The organism is Clostridium hominis, from assembly GCF_014287825.1.
Classification (GTDB): domain Bacteria; phylum Bacillota; class Clostridia; order Clostridiales; family Clostridiaceae; genus Clostridium; species Clostridium hominis.
On sequence record NZ_JACOOO010000008.1, the window covers coordinates 1 to 19,291 of the forward strand.

Here is a 19,291-nt window from a genome sequence, read left to right on the forward strand (position 1 = left end):
ATTATGAGTAGAAAGATAAAATTTAATTGCTTTTAGAAATCTATCAGAATTATTTTTTTGCAAATCTTTAATTGAAAGAATACCTCTTTCAATTTTTTCATCAGATATCTGTTCTTTAAGAGAGATAATATTTTCTTCAATAAATTTTGAAAGTAGTCTTAATGAGAAATATATTAATATAAAAAAAGGAGTATATTTTAATAAATTCATATAATAATTCACCTCAGTATAAATTATTGACAAATTTATCTGTTATATACAAAAAGCTAGCTTATAAGAAAAAACTTATAAACTAGCTTAAAAAATATATATCTAAATTAATCTTCAATATTAGAATTAGATTTCTCATCACTGTTAAAGATATCTTTATCTAAGTCATTAGTGATTGAGCTTGTTATAACAGCAGATATCATTGTTCCATTAACATTTATCATAGTACGTGCCATATCAAGAATTGGATCTATAGCTATAATACCAGCTGCTAATGGGAAGAATTCACCAAGGCCAACACCACTAATAACTACTGAAACAGCCATAATAGCAGTTCCAGGTAAGCCGGCTATACCAAGTGAACTTATTACAATTACTATTATAAGTGTTGCATAGAAAGATATGTCTAAAGGTCTTCCTACCATGTTTGCTAAAGTTACAGCCATAAGCGCAGGATAAATACCAGCACAACCATTCATACCCATATTAGATCCTAATGATCCAACAAAAGTTGAAGTACCTTCTTTTATACCAGCATTCTCTGTTAAAACCTTTATTGTTACAGGTAAAGTTCCAAGGCTTGAACGAGAGGTAAAAGCAAGCACAAGTGCTTCAAGAACGTTTTTAACATATCTAAATGGGTTTAATTTAAATAGTGAAACTATAAGCATTTGGACTACAAAGGCAATTGCAACAGAAATATATAAAGCAATTATAAACCCAAATACTTCTTTTAAAGAACTTATACCACGCGAAGCTATTACATTAGATAATAATGCGATAACAGCATAAGGCATAAATTTAATAACTGTTATAGCGACGCTAGTTATAATTGTATAAGAAGATTCAATAAAATCTATAAAAACTTTAACTTTATCATATTTTTTTACTTTTAATCTTCTTATAGAAAGCCCTATAAACGTTGCAAATATAACTATAGCTATAACGTTTCCTTTAGCCATAGAATCTACTATGTTTGAAGGTAGTAAACCTCTTAATGTATCAGCTATAGGCTCTATTTCCTTTATAGTTGCAGAACCAGCAGCTACATTTGCACCTACACCTAAATTCATTATATTTGCTACGACTATACCTATTATTGCAGATAAAGCTGTAATTGATAAAAGACTTCCGATAGATAAAGCTGTAAGTTTACCAATATTATCATCTTGAGTCATATTCATAATTACTCTTATTATAGAGATTAAGACTATTGGGACTACAAGCATTTTTAATAGATCTATAAAGCCATTACCTATAAGTCCATACCACTTAGAAACCTCGTTAATCCATGTTATTTCAGATGGATTAGTAGGGAACTTTGCTACTAATTGTATTAATAGACCTAATACTAATCCTATTACAGTTGATAAAATCATTCTAGTAGAAAACTTAAGTTTTGTTTTTCCTTTACCTAGAAAACTTATTCCGAAAAATATTGCTACTAAAACTGCGATAAATAAAATAGTTCTAATGTCTGAAATCATTAAAAACTGTTGAAAAAATGTTGAATCCATTTTTTACTCCTTTCTAAACTACTCTTTAAGTTAGTATTATATATTTTGATAAAAATTAATTCAATAAAATTTATTAAAAAATAATAAAAATATTATTGAATAATTTCGAAATTTGCTTTAAATTTTTAAGTAAACGATTTAAATAAGTATATTTTTCATAATATTATCACATAAAATGTGGAAAAAGGTGTTTTATTCTGTGAAATATCATATTATAATGATAATAATATGATTTAAGTAGAAATTTAATAACTAAGAATTAAGGGGGAGTCTAATATGGAAAAAGTATTAAGATGTAGTATTCTGATAGTTGATGATTTTAATAACGTTTTAGTAGCTGAAAGAGGAAAAGGAAAAGGTGCGACTAAAACTTGGGGGTTATTTGGAAAAGAAATTAAGGGAAAAGAAGATGAAGAAAAATGTATTACAAAAGCTGTTGATAAAGATATCAAATGTAATATATTTGATTTAAAGCCTTTCAAAGAATATTTCAAAGAAGAAGGTAATGGTCTTAAAGTATTTAGAGGGAGTATAAAAGAATACATAACATGTCATAAAAGTATAAATCAGGTTAAATGGATTGGGAAAAATGATATAGATAAATATGAATTTAATGAAGAAGATATAAAGATTCTTAAAGATTTTTTTAATATATAAAAGATGAAGCTTAATTGCTTCATCTTTTTATTGTAAGATGTACTATTTGACTTCAATTAAGTTATGCCAGTATCTAGTAGGCATATACATTTTTTGAAGTCTTGAGTTTTCGCGTTCTTTTATATTTACAGAATTGTAGAATGTTTTCCATAGCAATTCAAATTCATCATTAGAATTGTTTAATAAGTTTTTTGATTTATCCATAGAAAAATTAGTTATTATACTATTGTTTTTATTATAAAAAAGAGCAATTCCTCTTTTTGAATCATGAATTATAAAGTTTTGATCAGAAAAGCGTTCTATAAAATGTGTTGATATTATAGGTAAAATATTGTAATCAGGTTCTATAGAACTATAATATAAATCCTCTTTTATTTTTTTAAATCTAACAAAGCCTGTGAAACGATGGGCCTCTAAAGAAATCCTTCTGTAATACTTATCAACTAAGGATATTATTTCGTTATTTTTAGCTAAGTTAATATCATTTCCATAGGTGTAACATAGTTTAATATATTTGTATATTAACGTTTCTATATCATTAATATCACTTAAGTAAAGATAATAAATAGTTTTTAATGTAGTATAACTAAGTTTGTCCCTTATACTTGAATAAACTCTTTTAAATTTATCTATTTCAGTTACAATCTCTATAGGAGATGAAATAAGATTAGGTAAATAATTTTTAGTTTTCGTTATTTTTACTTCAGACTTAGATGAATAAGAATAAAAAATACATGTTAATAAACCTTCAAAAGATCCATCGTATAAATATTCATTTAGCATAATTATATTTCTCCTATTAATGAAGATGTTCTATCTTTTAATAATGTTAACTTATTAAAAGAAGGTAGGATAGTGGTATTGTTATCCAAAAAGCTAAGCTGTTCATGATTGTTATCTATAATGTTTAAGTCTACTTTAGGGGTTAAAACTTTTTTGATTTTTTCACCGTCCATAGATACAGATCCAAAATATTTTCCTTTACAAGTAACAAAATACTGAGCTCTTCTTAAGACTATACCCAATTTTTTTAAGTCATAAAAATCTAAAGATGCGATTCGACGAGAGCTAATTATTTTTCTAGCACCTCTTATACCTATACCTGGAATTCTTATAAGAGTTTCGTAGGGTGCTTTATTTATTTCTACAGGGAAAAGATGAATATTATTAATAGCCCAATTAGTTTTAGGATCAAAGTTAATATCAAAATTAGGAGAGTTATTATCTAGTAATTCATTAGCCTTAAATCCATAAAGTCTAAGAAGCCAATCACCTTGATATAAGCGGTGTTCTCTTAATGTTGGTGGAGTTTTTATAGTAGGTAGATTTTTATCACTATTTACAGGTATATACGCAGAGTAATAAACACGTTTAAGTGAAAACTTATTATAAAGGTTTTCGCTTAATTTTAATATGTTAAAATCACTTTCTTTAGTTGCACCAACTATTAGTTGTGTGCTTTGCCCTCCAGGAACAAATAGCGGAGCAGATTTGAATTTTTTTCTTTCATCATTATGCAAAATAATATTATTCTTAATAGATTTCATTGGAGTAAAAATACTGCCCTTATTTTTTTCGGGGGCAAGAAGTTTTAATGAGTCACTAGAAGGTAACTCTAAATTAACACTCATTCTATCTACTAAAGTACCAGCTTTTTTTATTAACGTATCATCAGCTCCAGGAATAGCTTTTAAATGTATATAACCTCTAAAATTATGGACATTCCTAAGCTTATCAACAATATTTGTTAGCATCTCCATAGTATGATTAGCATCTTTAAATATGGCGGAACTCAAAAAAAGCCCTTCAATATAATTTCTTCTATAGAAGTTTATTGTTAAGTCTACTACTTCGTCTACAGTAAAAGCAGCTCTTTCTATATCATTAGATCTTCTATTTAAGCAATAAGCACAATCGTAAATACAATAGTTTGTTAATAAGATTTTTAAAAGGGAGATACATCTTCCATCTGGAGTAAATGAATGACAAATTCCAGAAGTACTAACTGAACCGAGTTGGCCGTTTTTAGAACTACGGTTTGAACCAGATGATGAACAAGATACATCATATTTAGCTGCATCACTTAATATTCTCAATTTATCGTTTATATCCATTAAATCACCTTCAAAATATATTAATATATTTATATTAACAGAACATATGTTTATGAGCAAGGGTAATAATTATGTAATAAGAGGAAATTTATAAAAAATAAAACAACTACAATTAAAGTTCAAACAATTGTGGTTGTTTTATTAATAATATTTATTTTTTTCTAAAAAGTTTTGAGATTTCGAAAAAAGTAAAAGGTATCATAGCTAGTAGTGATACAAAAAGCCAATCTTTTAATGTTAGAGAGAATACATTAAATATTCTAGCGATTGGAGGAATAGATATTATAGATATCTGAAGAAGAATACCTATAAAAATAGCTCCTAATAATTTCTTATTTTTAAAGATACCAATTTTAAAAACAGATTCTTTCTCACTTCTCATAGATAAAGATAAAATAAGTTGTGATCCACTTAAAACTACAAAAGACATAGTTTGGGCATGAGCTAAAGAGTTTGGATATAAATATTCCCCAACTTTAAATGCAAGCAATGTTGTAAAACCTATTAGTATTCCTAACAGTATTAAAGTTACTCCAGTACCATTTGAAAATAAATTATCCTTTGGATTTCTAGGAGGCTCTGACATCACATTAGGATCTTTAGGATCTACACCAAGTGCTAAAGCTGGCAAGCTATCTGTAATAAGATTTATCCATAATATGTGGATGGGCAATAATGGAGAAGCCCAATTAAGTAATATAGCGGTAAATAGAGTTATTACTTCACCTAAATTACTACTAAGTAAAAATACGATTGATTTTTTTATATTGTTAAATATATTTCTCCCTTCCTCTATTGCTTTTACAATAGTTGAGAAATTATCATCAGTAAGAATCATATCAGCTGCACCTTTTGCTACATCAGTTCCTGTAATTCCCATAGCAACACCTATATCAGCAAATTTTAATGATGGAGCATCATTAACGCCATCGCCAGTCATAGAAACAATATTTCCATGAGATTTTAAAGCTTTAACTATTTTTACTTTATGTTCTGGAGATACTCTTGCAAAAATATTATAAGTATTTACTATTTTATTAAACTCTTCTTGACTGTAAGAATCTATTTCACTTCCAGATAAGGCTTCTGAAATATTATTAGCTATACCTAACTCATTACCTATAGCAAAGGCAGTGTTTTTATGATCTCCAGTTATCATAACCGTCCTAATACCTGCAGCTTTACTTGTGGCAATAGAATTTTTAACTTCCTTTCTAGGAGGATCAATCATACCCATAAAGCCTACAAAAGTTAGATTATCTTCTAAGTTACTATTTTCAGAAGGGTCTTTTGTATCTTTATATGCAAGAGCTAAAACTCTTAAAGCAGAATCAGACATTTTATTCGATGCAGTTAAGATTAATTTTTTTTCTTCATCATTTAAAGGTAGTACTTTATCATCTTTTAGTATTTGGGTTGAGAGTTTAAGTATATTATCTATAGCACCTTTAGTAAAAACGCGGTATTTATTTTCATATAAATTTACTGTAGTCATAAGTTTACGCTCAGAGTCAAAAGGAATTTCGTTTACTCTTTTATGATTTAAGTTTAGTGAATCTTTTAAAATGTTAAATTTATTGCCAACATCAAGTAAAGCTATTTCTGTAGGATCACCACTTTTTGATTCTTTTATTGAAGTTGCATCATTACATAATATCATACCTTCCACAAGAATTTTATCTTCATTTTTATTAAGATTTAGTTCATTTACATCAATAGAAATATTATTTACAAAAGCCTTTTTAACAGTCATTTTATTTAAAGTTAATGTGCCTGTTTTATCTGAGCATATAATATTTACTGACCCTAATGTTTCAACAGCTGGCAATTTTCTTATTATAGCATTTTCTTTACTCATTCTCTGAACGCCTAATGCAAGAACAATAGCAACAGTTGCAGGTAAACCTTCCGGGATAGCTGCTACAGCTAAGCTTATTGATGTCATAAACATTTGAAGAAAATCTCTACCTTGAAACATGGAGATTATAAACATTAATATAGAGATAGATACTGCCCCTATACCTAAAATTTTACCAAGATGAGCTAAGTTTTTTTGAAGTGGAGTTATATTATCATTTTCTGTATCCAACATTTTCGCTATTTTACCTATTTCAGTATCCATACCTGTAGAGACTACAATGCCACTTCCTCTTCCATAAGTAGCTAAAGTAGACATAAATGCCATATTTGATTTATCACCAATTGCAACATCATCGCTGGATAAAACTATAGAGGAATCTTTCTCGGCAGGTAGTGATTCACCAGTAAAAGCAGATTCATCAACTTTAAGATTTATACTTTCTATTAATCTTAAGTCTGCAGGAATATATCTACCAGCATCGATAATAACTAAATCACCTAATACAACATCTTCAGAAGGGATTTCAAGTATATTTCCATCTCTTTTTACGAGGGCTTTAGGTGTGGATAGAGATTTTAATGCTTCTAAAGCTTTTTCGGCTTTATTTTCCTGAACAACGCCTATAATAGCATTTATAAGAATCACAATAACTATAATGATGGAATCACTTACTTCTCCTACAAGAGCAGAAATAAGAGCTGCAGCAATAAGTATATATATCATAACATCATTAATTTGAGAAAGAAAAAGTTCTAAGAGAGTTTTTTTCTTTTTAGCAATCAGCTTATTTTTACCATTTTTAGATAAGAGTTCTTCAGCAGCTTTAGAAGAAAGGCCATTGGTTATATTTGTATCAAAATGAGATATAATTTTATCGATAGGTTCATTAGAATACATTAATATCACCCCTAATAATTAATAATTTATAAAATAAAAAACTTTATATAATTAGGGTATTAAAGTCGTATTATAATAATGACTTAATTCATAAGTATCGATGGAAGAATATTTCATATATTGTTATAAAAATCAAAAATATGTATAATGTTTAATTAAGATATAAATTAAAATTACTGATAAAGGGGGAGTTCGATGATAAAAAAATTTATATCATATTACAAACCATATAAAAAACTATTTTATTTAGATTTGCTAGTAGCATCTATAGCATCAGGAGTAGATTTGTTTTACCCTATGATGACTAGAGAACTAGTAAATGAAGCAGTACCAAATAGAGATATTAGAACTATTGGAGTTTTTGCTATCACTCTTTTAATAATTTACTTAATAAAAGCAGCTTGTGGATATTTCATGAATTATTATGGACATGTAGTTGGAGTTAGAATGCAAGCAGATATGAGAAAAGATATGTTTGACCATTTGCAAAAGTTGCCTAACTCATATTTCGACAATAATAAAACTGGTGATTTGATGAGCAGAATGATAAATGACCTTATGGAGGTGTCTGAACTTGCACATCATGGTCCAGAAGATATATTTATATCTATAGTAATGCTTATAGGATCTTTTATAGTTTTAAGTACAATAAATTTACCTCTAACAATAATAATATTTGCCTTTGTACCATTTATAGTTTTGTTTACTTGGAAGCAAAGAACAAGAATGAACAATGCATTTATGGAAACAAGAGTAGAAACTTCAGAGGTTAATTCAACTTTAGAAAATTCAATTTCAGGTATAAGAATATCAAAGGCATATGTATCCCATAGCTATGAAAAAAAGAAATTTAAAAAAGGAAATGAAAAATTTAAGGCGGCAAGAGAAAGGGCTTATAAGGTAATGGCTGAGTATTTTGCAGGAGTTAATTTTGGAATAGATTTTTTGGATTATGTTGTATTAATAGCAGGTGGAATATTTACTTTTTATAATATCATAGATATAGGAGATTTTCTTGCATATATGCTTTATATAAAGTTATTTACTCAGCCTATCAAGAAGCTAGTAAACTTTATGGAGCAATATCAAAGTGGAATGACTGGATTTAAGAGATTCATCAAAATAATAGAAGAAGATATAGAAAAGGAAAAAGATATAGCTATTGATATAAAAGACGTTAAAGGTGAAATAGAATTTAAGAATGTTAACTTCAGTTATGAGGATAATAAGATATTAGAAAATGTATCCTTAAAGATTGAAAGTGGAAAAATGCTTGCGCTTGTTGGGCCATCAGGTGGTGGTAAGTCTACTTTCTGTAATTTAATACCTAGATTCTATGATGTGGATAGTGGAGATATAGAAATTGATGGTACAAGCATCTATGATTTAACATTATCTTCTTTAAGAAATAACATAGGAGTTGTACAGCAAGAAGTATTTTTATTCACTGGAACTATTAAAGATAATATTAAATATGGAAAACAAGATGCAACAGATGAGCAAATTATAGATTCAGCCAAAAGAGCAAATATTCATGAGTATATAATGGGATTAAAAGATGGTTATGATACATTTATTGGTGAGAGAGGTGTTAAACTGTCAGGAGGGCAAAAGCAAAGAATATCTATTGCGAGAGTATTCCTTAAAAATCCGCCAATATTAATTCTAGATGAAGCTACTTCAGCCTTAGATAATACTACTGAATACTTAATACAAAAATCTTTAGAGGAACTTTGTAGAGGAAGAACTACTATTGTTGTAGCACATAGATTATCTACTATAAAGAATGCAGATGAAATTATAGTTTTAACAGAAAATGGTATAGAAGAAAGAGGAAGCCACACAGAATTAATAAGAAAAAGTGGAATTTATGCTGAACTAAACAGATATGCTGTAGTTAGTTAAAAGTTAATATAAAAAGGGTTATAGTTGGATAAAATAAGATTGTTAATATACTAGGTTAATATTGACTAAAAATATCTAAAAGAGTAAAATGAACTTAAACAATATACCCCATGGGGGTACACTAGGAGGAAAAATTATGGTTAAACATGTACAAGAAAATGAATTCTCAGCTGAGGTTTTAAATTTTGATGGAGTTTCAGTAGTAGATTTTTGGGCTTCATGGTGTGGTCCTTGTAAAATGATTGCTCCAATATTTGAAGAAGTTGCTGGAGAAATAACTAATGCTAAATTTGTAAAGGTTAATGTTGATGAAAATCCAAATTTAGCAAATCAATTTAGAATAGCTAGTATTCCTACTATACTAATTATGAAAAATGGTGCTCCAGTAGATACTTTAGTTGGATTTATGCCTAAGCCACAATTAAAAGATGCTATTGCTAAACACGTATAGGATGAGTGATATTAGTGGAAAGATATGATATTGCTATAGTAGGGAGTGGACCTGCTGGATTATCAGCTGCATTAAATGCGAAGATCCGTAATAAAAAGTTTATAGTGTTTGGAAATAAAAACTTAACTAATAAATTAGTTAAAGCACCAAAGGTAAATAATTATCTTGGGTTCTATGGCTTGAATGGTGAAGAGATTAAGAATAAGTTTCAAGAACACTTAGATGCTATGGAGATAAAAATAACACACGAGAGAGTAAATAACATTTATGCTATGGGTGATTATTTTGCTTTAATGGTAAATGAAAAAATGTATGAAGCTAAGACTTTAATTTTAGCTACAGGTATGGAATATACAAAAGCTATAAGTGGTGAATTAGAGTTTTTAGGAAAAGGTGTTGGATATTGCGCTACTTGTGATGCACCTCTTTATAAAGGTAAAGTTGTAACGATAATAGGTTATAACAAAGAGGCAGAAGAGGAAGCTAGATATGTAAGTGAGCTTGCAAGTAAACTTTACTATATTCCTATGTATAAAGCTGAATATGAATTAAATGATAATATTGAAGTTATTAATGATAAACCAATTGAAATAATTGGTGATATAAAAGTTAATAAACTTAAGTTGCAAAATAGTGACTTAGAAACTGACGCAGTTTTTGTTCTAAAGGATACTATTTCTCCAGGACAGTTAGTTCCAGGATTAGAGATAGAGGATGGACATATAAAAGTTGATAGAGAGATGAAGACAAATATTGCAGGATGTTTTGCAGCAGGAGATTGTGTAGGTAAGCCTTATCAATATATAAAATCTGCTGGTGAAGGTAATATTGCAGCATTAAGTTCAGTTAAATATTTAGATAATTTAAAAGTTAAGTAAATTAAAAGGAAACTACATTGTGTAGTTTCCTTTTTTTTACTTATATATTTTGATATAATTATTATGACTAAATGTTTAAGGGGTATTATTTATGATTACAGAAATATATATTAATTTAGAAAAGCATTGGAATAAAAATAAATACAAACCGTATAAAAAGCAGGATCTTAATGTAGCAGGTAAAGATGAGTGTGATGGAATATATAGCAATGAATATTTTACAGAAACTATGCAAAGTGAAGTTGCAGATGGGTTAATAGAGTTAATCATTGATTATATTGAAGATATAGCTCCAATATTAAACTATGTAAATAGATATAAAATAATTAATTTTTATAAAAAGTTCTTATTAAAATTAGATGTATTGATTAAAGAAGAAATATTTTTAAAAGAAGAAATTCACAATTTAGCTGTTTTTTTTATAAAGAATTATGAGGATTTTGAGATTATAAAGTTAGGGTTATTAATGCTTAGATTTAGTAATAATGACGAAGGTCTAGAAATATTAAAGATTTTTTCTAATCATAATGATTTCATTTTCTATTCTATAGAGGGGATAAAAGGATATGAAAAGTGTAATTCTATAATTTTTGAGATTGCAAAAAAATCTACAGGATATGGACGAGTAATTTCATATTCAAAAATTGAACCGATAAGCAAAGAAATTAAAAGTTGGATTCTAGGAGATGGTATAAAAAATATATTTTTACAAGAATTCTTAGCTACAATTTCTTTTAATAAGGTTGATTATGTACAATATTTTGATGAAGAAGAAAAAACAAATAAAATGTATAAGATATTAACTAGAAATTTATTATTATTATATGATTTAAGAGACAGTTTCATAAACACTATATCCTTTGACTTAATATATATATATTATTCTTATTTTAAAAAGTATAAGTATACCTTTGATAATATATATGTTATGTGTGCTTTATTTTCTCTTTTTTATAAGATTGATGGTGAAAGTAATTTGATTGATAAATTAGATTTATCAAAAGAGGAAGAGGAAATTTTAGATTATGCAATAGAAAGTTTTGTAAAGAATGATTATATAGATCTTTTAAAAGAAAGTATAAAATCTAATAACACTGAAATAAGCAAAATTGTAGATGTAGCAATGGCTTTAGATATTTATTTATCTTTTGATGAAGTGTTAGAAATACTTGAAGAAAATCCACTTGATGTCTCATTATTTAATTATATTATGAGTTATGGGAATGATGAAGATAGAAATAAGTTAGTTGACTTTGCTTTAAATAAATTAGATTTTGATAAAATAATTGATATAAATTCAACTATAAATGATGATGATTTTAAGATTGACTACCTTGATGATTATTGTTTCTTATTAATAATAATTTATATGGATAAAAGCTATAAAGAATTCAAAACGTTAAACTTATTAGCTCTTAAGGCTAGATATATAAAAACAAAAATAGAAGCTTTAAATAATTTAAAAGGCATTCAAGAAGAGCTTGATAATTATTCAATTGAAAAAATCAAGGAGGCTTATGAATTAGAAAAGGATAGTTACCAACAGAGAGGTTTAAGAGATTTCCTATTATTGATAAAAGGCGATTCAGTAAAGATAGAAAGAGAAAATATAGATAAATATAAGGTGAAAACTCATGCTAAAGATATATATTTAACTGATATATATATTAATGAAACAGAAAACAAGGATATTATTAAATTTAGGCAAGAATTATCCAAAGAAGATATAGTATATCTAAAAGTTGATATAAATAACGAAGATGATGAAAAAATATCGATTTTTAATAATAATGGTTTTGTTGTTGGATATATAAAAAGTAAAGAAAATAATATTTTGAAAAATCTTATGGATTGGGGTAAAATAATATACGGTAAAATTACAAATACAAGTGAAGATTATAAAGAAATAGAATTAGCACTTTATTTAAGCTATGAAGATGTTATAACAGAAGTTTCAAATGCATTTAATATGGTTATTAGAAATCCTAGAGGATATTTAAATTAATAGCTTAAAAGAGTGTAATCGGCACATAAGATGAAGGATAGGTGAAATATGGTGATAGTAGTAGGCGGAATGATAGGGCTAGGAAAAAGCTCTGTAGCGGAAATATTAGGTGAACATTTTAAATCGGAGGTATTTTATGAAAGTGTAGATGATAATCCGATTTTACCATTATTTTATAGTGAGTCTGAAGAAGAAATAGCAAAAAAGAGATATCCGTTTTTATTGCAATTATATTTTTTAAATACAAGGTTCAAGAGTATAAAGGATGCTCTTCATCATGACAACAACATTCTTGATAGATCAATTTATGAAGATTGGTATTTTGCAAAGAAAAATATGGAGCTTGGTAGGATATCAGAATTAGAAATGCAAACATATGAAGGTTTATTAAATAATATGATGAGTGAGCTAGATGAACTTCCAAAGAAGGCTCCAGACGTTATGGTATACTTAAAAGGTTCTTTTGAGACTGTAATGAAAAGAATAAATTTAAGGGGAAGAGATTTTGAAATTGATGATAGTTTAAGAGATTATTATCATTTCTTATGGGAAGATTATGATAATTGGATAAATAATTATTATAATGCATCAGAAGTTGTAATAATAGATATGGACAACTTAGATGTAGTTAATAATGAAGAAGATAAAGAGAAACTTATAAAGACTGTAGAAGAAAAATTAAGGGAAGTAAGAGGAGCATAAATGGTATTAGGGTATTAGGAGTGAGGGGATGGCAAAGAAAAGAAAGATTATATTAATTTCAATGAGTATATCTATAATACTAATAATTATCTTTGGAGTTTTTAAGTTGATGAATGGTGGGTTTATGTTTTTAACTTATGCTACTGATAATTATTTAGAAATCCAATTAGAAGAGTTTTTATTTAAAGAAAGTGGACAAGATTATAAAGATAAAATAACTATTATTGGTGAGCGTGAATATGATAATGGTACATTAATATTTTATAAAATAAATACTAATGATAATATGATTGTATATTATGAGAATGTAACAGAGCTTGGGAAATATAAAGTTTTTAGCATGGATAGAGTTATAAAAAGTGATAACTCCATAGCAATGATAGATGTTTATGATAATAATAGAAGGAAGTATATAATCTTATCTAGTTTAGATAAAGATGAGTTTACTAGTATAAATATAGTAAGTACGACAACTAATAAAATATTAGAACAAATAGAATTAGAAAAAAGTTCGGAAGATGAGTTTAAAATAGAAGAATTAGATGATAAAAGTATTATGTTAGAATATATACCAAAAGCTAATGTAGAACTGAAGTTAGAGTTAAACAAAAAGAGTGGAAATTAAATCCACTCTTTTATTTTATACAAGAAAGTTTATTTGAATGAAGCGAAGGATGCATCAGAAGGCATTCTCCAGTCTCCTCTAGGACTTAAAGAGATAGTACCAACTTTAGGACCATCTGGTAAAGCACTTCGTTTAAATTGTTGAGTGAAGAATCTATATATAAATTTATCTAGCCACTTTTGAATTTCTTCTTTTGAATAGTCACTCTTAAAGGCATTTTCTGCTAAGAATAAAATTCTTTCTTTAGAAGAGCCATGTTTAATAAAGTGATATAGGAAGAAATCATGAAGTTCATAAGGACCTACTATATCCTCTGTCTTTTGAGATATATTTCCTTCGCTGTCTTTAGGTAATAATTCAGGGCTTACAGGGGTATCTAAGATATCTAATAATGTTTCAGAAACATCTTTATTAGATTCATTTTCAGCTACATACTTAACTAAATATCTTACAAGAGTTTTAGGAATAGACGGATTTACAGAGTACATGCTCATATGATCTCCGTTATAAGTGCACCAACCTAATGCTAACTCAGAAAGGTCTCCTGTACCTATAAGTAATCCCCCTTCTTTATTTGCTAAATCCATAAGTATTTGAGTTCTTTCTCTAGCCTGAACATTTTCATAAGTCACATCGTGTATATCTTTATCATGACCTATATCTTTAAAGTGTTGAAGAGATGCTTCAACTATATTTATTTCTCTAAGATCACAGTTAAGTTCTTTGCATAGAGTTAAAGCGTTATTGTAAGTTCTATCTGTAGTTCCAAAGCCTGGCATAGTAATAGTTATAATATTCTTATTATCAATACCAAGAAGTTTAAATGTCTTAGCTATTACTAATAATGCTAAAGTAGAATCAAGTCCACCAGAAATTCCTATGACAGCTTTTTTCAAACCTACATGCTCTAATCTTTTGGCAAGAGCTGATGATTGTATATTAAAGATTTCTTTGCATCTTTCATCTCGTTCGTGAATATTTGATGGAACGAAAGGATGTTTATCTATATATCGTGCAAATTTATTAATTTTAGTATCTTTAAAAGTAAAATCTATATATTTAAATGACTGAGATAAGAAAGATGAAGAATCCCTAAAACTCAAGTTTTTTAATCGCTCTGAATTTAATTTAAATATATCTATGCAAGAAGAAATAATTTCATTGTCTCTTTGAAACCTAGAGTTTTCTTCTAATGTAGAGCCATTTTCAGCAATGATAAGGTGACCGCTAAATAAAAGATCAGTAGTAGATTCGTGTACACCAGCTGATGAATAAATATAAGAAGAAATACATCTAGCACTTTGATTTGAAATTAATGATTTTCTATAATCTTTTTTACTAACTAGTTCATTAGATGCAGAAAGATTACCTATAATATTAGCCCCAGCTAAAGAAAGATAAGAACTAGGGGGAATAGTTACCCATAAATCTTCACAAATCTCAACTCCAAATTTATAATCTCCAGCATTAAATATTAAGTTTGTGCCGAAAGGAATATCTTTTTGAAATGAAAGGTTAACTTTTTGGTCTGTTATGTTGACACCTTGGGTAAACCATCTTTTTTCATAGAATTCACTATAGTTAGGAATATAAGATTTAGGCACGATCCCTAAAATGTCTCCTTCGAAAATTAAATAAGCACAGTTATATAATACATTATTATATAGTAATGGAGCACCAACAGCTATTAGCATATCTTTATTTATACTATTTTTTGCTATTGATTCTAAACCATCTAAAGACGCACGTAAAAGTGAAGAATTTAAAAATAAGTCTCCGCAAGTATAGGATGTAACAGATAATTCAGGGAAAACTAGAAATTTAATATTTTGCTTTTTAGCATCTTCAATACAAGTATATATATTCTCTATATTATAAGCTATATCGGCAACTTTAGTTTTAGGACAAGCTGCACCTACTTTTATAAAATCCATTTTATCATCTCCGTATGTTAAATATAGTTTAGTATTAGATTAAAAAGTTAATAAAATACATATAAGTCAATAATAAAAGGAAAACGCTATAAAATCAACGAAAAGAAAAGGAAAATTAAAACTATCACATTAAATGGTTTAAAATAACCTATAAAAAGATAAAAAATAACTTGCAATAAAATAAAAGATAGCATATAATGTAATCATAGTAAATAAAATATATAAATATCAATTTGTTGGAAAATACTATATAATAAATTTATCAACAAAGTTTTTTACTATAATATTTAATGCATAAATACTTTATTATTAAAGAAAGGGGGAGGACTATGTTAGATGTTATTATCTGGTTAGTAGTTGCGGTTGTCGCAATAATAATTGACGTAGTTACAAGTAGCTTTATATTTATGTGGTTTTCTATAGGAGCATTAGCAGCAATAATCTTATCATTCTTTGGCGTAAGTATGGCATGGCAATTTATTGTATTCTTAATAACAGGAATAATTTTAATTGCTATAGGATATCCTTGGGCTAAGAAAAAATTTAAAGTAGAAAAAAATCATACCCTTACTATGGAACAAACATATATAGGAAGAGTTATGAAGGCGAATGAAGAGATAGTTGAGAAAGCTAAAATTAAAGTAGACGGAATATATTGGACAGCGTATAACAAAGGCAATAAGATAAATAAAGATGATCAATTTGTTATAACAGGAATAGAAGGAAATAAGTTAATAGTTGAATTAAAGGAGAAATAGTATGATTAAGTTAATAGTAATTGGAGTTTTATTATTGATAGTATTATTAGTATTACTATCATCTATCAAAGTTGTAAACACAGGTTATTTATATGTAGTTGAAAGATTAGGACAATTTCATAGGATATTAGAGCCAGGCTGGCATTTTATGATTCCAGGTGTAGATTTTGTAAGAAAAAAAGTATCTACTAAACAACAAATTTTAGATGTACCACCTCAATCAGTTATTACTAAAGATAATGTTAAAATATCAGTTGATAATGTAATATTCTATAAAATGTTAAATGCAAAAGATGCTGTATATAATATAGAGGATTTTAAGTCAGGTATAGTTTATTCAGCAACAACTAATATGAGAAATATTATTGGTAACATGAGTTTAGATGAAGTATTATCAGGAAGAGATAAGATAAATTCAGATCTTTTAAGTATAATCGATGAAGTTACAGATGCTTATGGTATAAAAATACTATCAGTTGAAATTAAAAATATAATACCTCCTGCTGAGATACAACAAGCAATGGAAAAGCAAATGAAAGCAGAAAGAGATAAGAGAGCAGCAATATTAGAAGCTGAAGGTCAAAGACAATCTCAAATTGAAAGAGCAGAAGGGGAAAAGCAAGCTAAGATTCTTTCAGCAGAAGCTGAAAAGCAAGCTAATATTAGAAGGGCAGAAGGTTTAAGAGAATCTCAATTACTTGAAGCTGAAGGTAAGGCTAAAGCTATAGAACAAATAGCTATTGCAGAAGCAGAAGCTATAAGGAAAGTAAACCAGGCTATTATTGAATCAGGAACTAATGAAACAGTTATAGCGTTAAAGCAAGTTGAAGCACTTAAAGAAATGGCAAACAACCCAGCTAATAAGTTAATTTTACCTAATGAGACATTATCATCTTTAGGAAGTATAGCTGCAATAGGTGAAATGTTAAAAGGCAATAAAGAATAAAAGTAAGTAAATAAGTAAATATTATTAATAGCCCGACAGGGTTACGTAGGAAGAGTTGTCGTATGAATTTTTCATAAGGCAATTCTTTTTTTTGATTTGCAGATAATTTATGAAGTTAGTTGCTTATTTTGTTGTGATATAATTAAAGTAATGATATAACTTATGGAGGTAAGAATGTTTTTTATAGGGGTATTTGGTATAGAGAATAAAGAAAAAATAATAAAAGAAACACAAAGAATATATTGTAAGGGTTGCAATGACTACATAGAAGGTAAAATAATTAAAGTATATAGTTTTTTTCACTTTTTCTTTATTCCTTTGTTTAAATGGAATGAGAAATATTATGTTATATATAATAATTGTGATCATGTATATAGTATATCTAAAGAGAAAGGAAAGAGTATTGAACATGATGAGAGTTATGAGATAAGCTACTGGGATTTAAAAGATTTTCAAGGTGCTAATTATGAAAATAATAATGCAATTAATAACAAATGCCTTAGATGTGGAAGAGAACTAGAAAGAGACTATATTTACTGCCCATACTGTGGTAAAAAAATAAGATAAATATTTAATTAAAGAATAGAAAAGATTATTGATTTGATTAGAGAGTTGTAAAAAATTTTGACTATATTAAAAAAACATATATAATTGTATATGTGATTTTTTCAGAATATGATATGAGGTGACTTAATATAATATGGCAGATAATAATAAAATACAAGAGGAAATAATAAAGGCAGATATTAAAGAGGTTGAGAGATTATGGAAAAGTAATATTCAAGATAACTCATTAGAGTCTTTATTAGAAAAAATGACGAAGGAAGAATTAGTTAGAGTAGCTAAAAGATATTCCATTAAAGGGTTAACATCTTTAAAAAAGGCGGAAGTTGTTGAGAGAATAAAAACTATAGTACTAGAAAAGTACGAACAAGCTTTAAGTATTATGGATGAAGATACTTTAAAATTTATAGAGGATCTTATAGATAATAATGGGCAAAAAGTGTATGAATGTAATGATATAGTGTATTCTAATTACCTAAGAAATAGAGGATTAGTATTTACAGGAACTATTGATGATGAACTTTTTGTAATATTACCTAAAGAAATGATGGAATTATTTGAAGAAAAGATAAACAGAGAATTGTATCAAAAGGCTAGATTAAATAAAGAGATAATAAGATCTATTGCAGGTATGATATATTATTACGGTGTTATGGATATAAATAACATAAAAGATACTTTAGAAAAAGTATTTTTATGTGAATTTGATATAGACTTTATAAAAGCTTTAGCTTTAAATGGTGAAGAACTAGGTTATGATTATGTAATTGATGAAGAAGTTTTATATCATATAGATGTTGAAGATGTTGAAAAGTTAATACAAGCTCAGAAATTATGTAATAGTGATTACTATAAATTTGATAAGAAAAGTTTAATTAAGGCTGGGGAACCAGATTATATTGAAGAAAATAAACAAGCTGAAAAATTAAAAAAAGTTTTTAAGGAATTATTTGTTATAGATAATAATATCCTAAGAGAAGAGATGGATTCATTTATAATAGCTATTAAAAATGAGATGTCAAAAGAAGAAGCTATAGAATGCTTCCTAGAAGCATACGAAATTGAATCTGAGGAAGAAAAAGAAATATTTAAATATGAATTAGAGATTTTCGCTAAAAGCATTAAAAGATGGACTTTAAAGGGAAATAGTGAAAATGAAATAAAGAAAAATGAACAAAGAGTTGTTAACGAGAGTAAAATAGGAAGAAATGATCCGTGTGTTTGTGGTAGTGGTAAAAAGTACAAAAAGTGTTGTGGAAAATAAAGA

17 protein-coding genes are annotated in these 19,291 nt (G+C 27.5%); 11 read left to right on the forward strand and 6 right to left on the reverse strand.

What is annotated here, in order from left to right:
* Nucleotides 1-210: hypothetical protein (locus tag H8S20_RS05645; protein WP_186859514.1), on the reverse strand; the 210-nt coding region annotated here is incomplete at its 3' end.
* A gap of 107 nt (nt 211-317) precedes the next feature.
* Entirely contained in the window at nt 318-1,727 is a 1,410-nt protein-coding gene (locus H8S20_RS05650) for a cation:dicarboxylate symporter family transporter (RefSeq protein ID WP_186859515.1), read from the reverse strand.
* Nucleotides 1,728-2,003: 276 nt separating this feature from the next.
* Here H8S20_RS05650 and H8S20_RS05655 point away from each other — a divergent pair, with 276 nt between their 5' ends.
* The gene (locus H8S20_RS05655; protein WP_032118044.1) at nt 2,004-2,384 is read left to right on the forward strand and encodes a hypothetical protein; all 381 of its coding nucleotides are present in this window, start codon (nt 2,004-2,006) and stop codon (nt 2,382-2,384) included.
* Nucleotides 2,385-2,426: 42 nt separating this feature from the next.
* On the opposite strand, the gene H8S20_RS05660 is transcribed toward H8S20_RS05655, so the two are convergent.
* The 3 genes from H8S20_RS05660 to H8S20_RS05670 form a co-directional block, all read right to left on the reverse strand.
* Entirely contained in the window at nt 2,427-3,167 is a 741-nt protein-coding gene (locus H8S20_RS05660) for a TIGR03915 family putative DNA repair protein (protein WP_186859516.1), read from the reverse strand.
* A gap of 2 nt (nt 3,168-3,169) precedes the next feature.
* On the reverse strand, nt 3,170-4,498 hold the full coding sequence (locus H8S20_RS05665) for a putative DNA modification/repair radical SAM protein (protein ID WP_186859517.1): 1,329 nt from the start codon (nt 4,496-4,498) through the stop codon (nt 3,170-3,172).
* A 151-nt stretch (nt 4,499-4,649) separates the two neighbouring features.
* Complete coding sequence (locus H8S20_RS05670) at nt 4,650-7,256, reverse strand: cation-translocating P-type ATPase (RefSeq protein ID WP_186859518.1); 2,607 nt, start codon at nt 7,254-7,256, stop codon at nt 4,650-4,652.
* A 195-nt stretch (nt 7,257-7,451) separates the two neighbouring features.
* On the opposite strand from H8S20_RS05670, the gene H8S20_RS05675 reads away from it, so the two are divergent.
* The 6 genes from H8S20_RS05675 (at nt 7,452) to H8S20_RS05700 (ending at nt 13,822) form a co-directional block, all read left to right on the forward strand.
* The gene (locus H8S20_RS05675) at nt 7,452-9,161 is read left to right on the forward strand and encodes an ABC transporter ATP-binding protein (protein WP_186859519.1); all 1,710 of its coding nucleotides are present in this window, start codon (nt 7,452-7,454) and stop codon (nt 9,159-9,161) included.
* Nucleotides 9,162-9,297: 136 nt separating this feature from the next.
* Nucleotides 9,298-9,612, forward strand: a complete 315-nt coding sequence (gene trxA / locus H8S20_RS05680; protein ID WP_032118049.1) for a thioredoxin — start codon at nt 9,298-9,300, stop codon at nt 9,610-9,612.
* Nucleotides 9,613-9,626: 14 nt separating this feature from the next.
* Nucleotides 9,627-10,490: an NAD(P)/FAD-dependent oxidoreductase gene (locus tag H8S20_RS05685; protein WP_081921696.1), complete on the forward strand. Its 864-nt coding sequence runs from the start codon at nt 9,627-9,629 to the stop codon at nt 10,488-10,490.
* A 91-nt stretch (nt 10,491-10,581) separates the two neighbouring features.
* Entirely contained in the window at nt 10,582-12,495 is a 1,914-nt protein-coding gene (locus H8S20_RS05690) for an HIRAN domain-containing protein (RefSeq protein WP_032118050.1), read from the forward strand.
* A gap of 48 nt (nt 12,496-12,543) precedes the next feature.
* A complete protein-coding gene (locus tag H8S20_RS05695) occupies nt 12,544-13,197 on the forward strand; it encodes a deoxynucleoside kinase (protein ID WP_032118051.1) in 654 nt (217 codons plus the stop codon).
* A 28-nt stretch (nt 13,198-13,225) separates the two neighbouring features.
* Nucleotides 13,226-13,822 carry a hypothetical protein gene (locus tag H8S20_RS05700; protein WP_032118052.1) on the forward strand — a complete coding sequence of 199 codons (597 nt, stop codon included), beginning with the start codon at nt 13,226-13,228 and terminating at the stop codon, nt 13,820-13,822.
* A gap of 29 nt (nt 13,823-13,851) precedes the next feature.
* Here the strand turns inward: H8S20_RS05700 and H8S20_RS05705 are convergent, their stop codons facing one another.
* Nucleotides 13,852-15,756, reverse strand: a complete 1,905-nt coding sequence (locus H8S20_RS05705; protein ID WP_186859520.1) for an NAD(+) synthase — start codon at nt 15,754-15,756, stop codon at nt 13,852-13,854.
* A gap of 329 nt (nt 15,757-16,085) precedes the next feature.
* On the opposite strand from H8S20_RS05705, the gene H8S20_RS05710 reads away from it, so the two are divergent.
* The 4 genes from H8S20_RS05710 (at nt 16,086) to H8S20_RS05725 (ending at nt 19,288) form a co-directional block, all read left to right on the forward strand.
* Entirely contained in the window at nt 16,086-16,514 is a 429-nt protein-coding gene (locus H8S20_RS05710) for an NfeD family protein (RefSeq protein WP_032118054.1), read from the forward strand.
* A 1-nt stretch (nt 16,515) separates the two neighbouring features.
* Complete coding sequence (locus H8S20_RS05715) at nt 16,516-17,460, forward strand: SPFH domain-containing protein (protein WP_032118056.1); 945 nt, start codon at nt 16,516-16,518, stop codon at nt 17,458-17,460.
* 174 nt (nt 17,461-17,634) lie between these two features.
* Complete coding sequence (locus H8S20_RS05720) at nt 17,635-18,027, forward strand: zinc-ribbon domain-containing protein (protein WP_032118057.1); 393 nt, start codon at nt 17,635-17,637, stop codon at nt 18,025-18,027.
* A gap of 133 nt (nt 18,028-18,160) precedes the next feature.
* Nucleotides 18,161-19,288 (forward strand): Rho termination factor N-terminal domain-containing protein, encoded by a 1,128-nt coding sequence (locus tag H8S20_RS05725; protein ID WP_186859521.1) that lies wholly within the window; start codon nt 18,161-18,163, stop codon nt 19,286-19,288.
* The last annotated feature ends 3 nt before the right edge of the window (nt 19,289-19,291 follow it).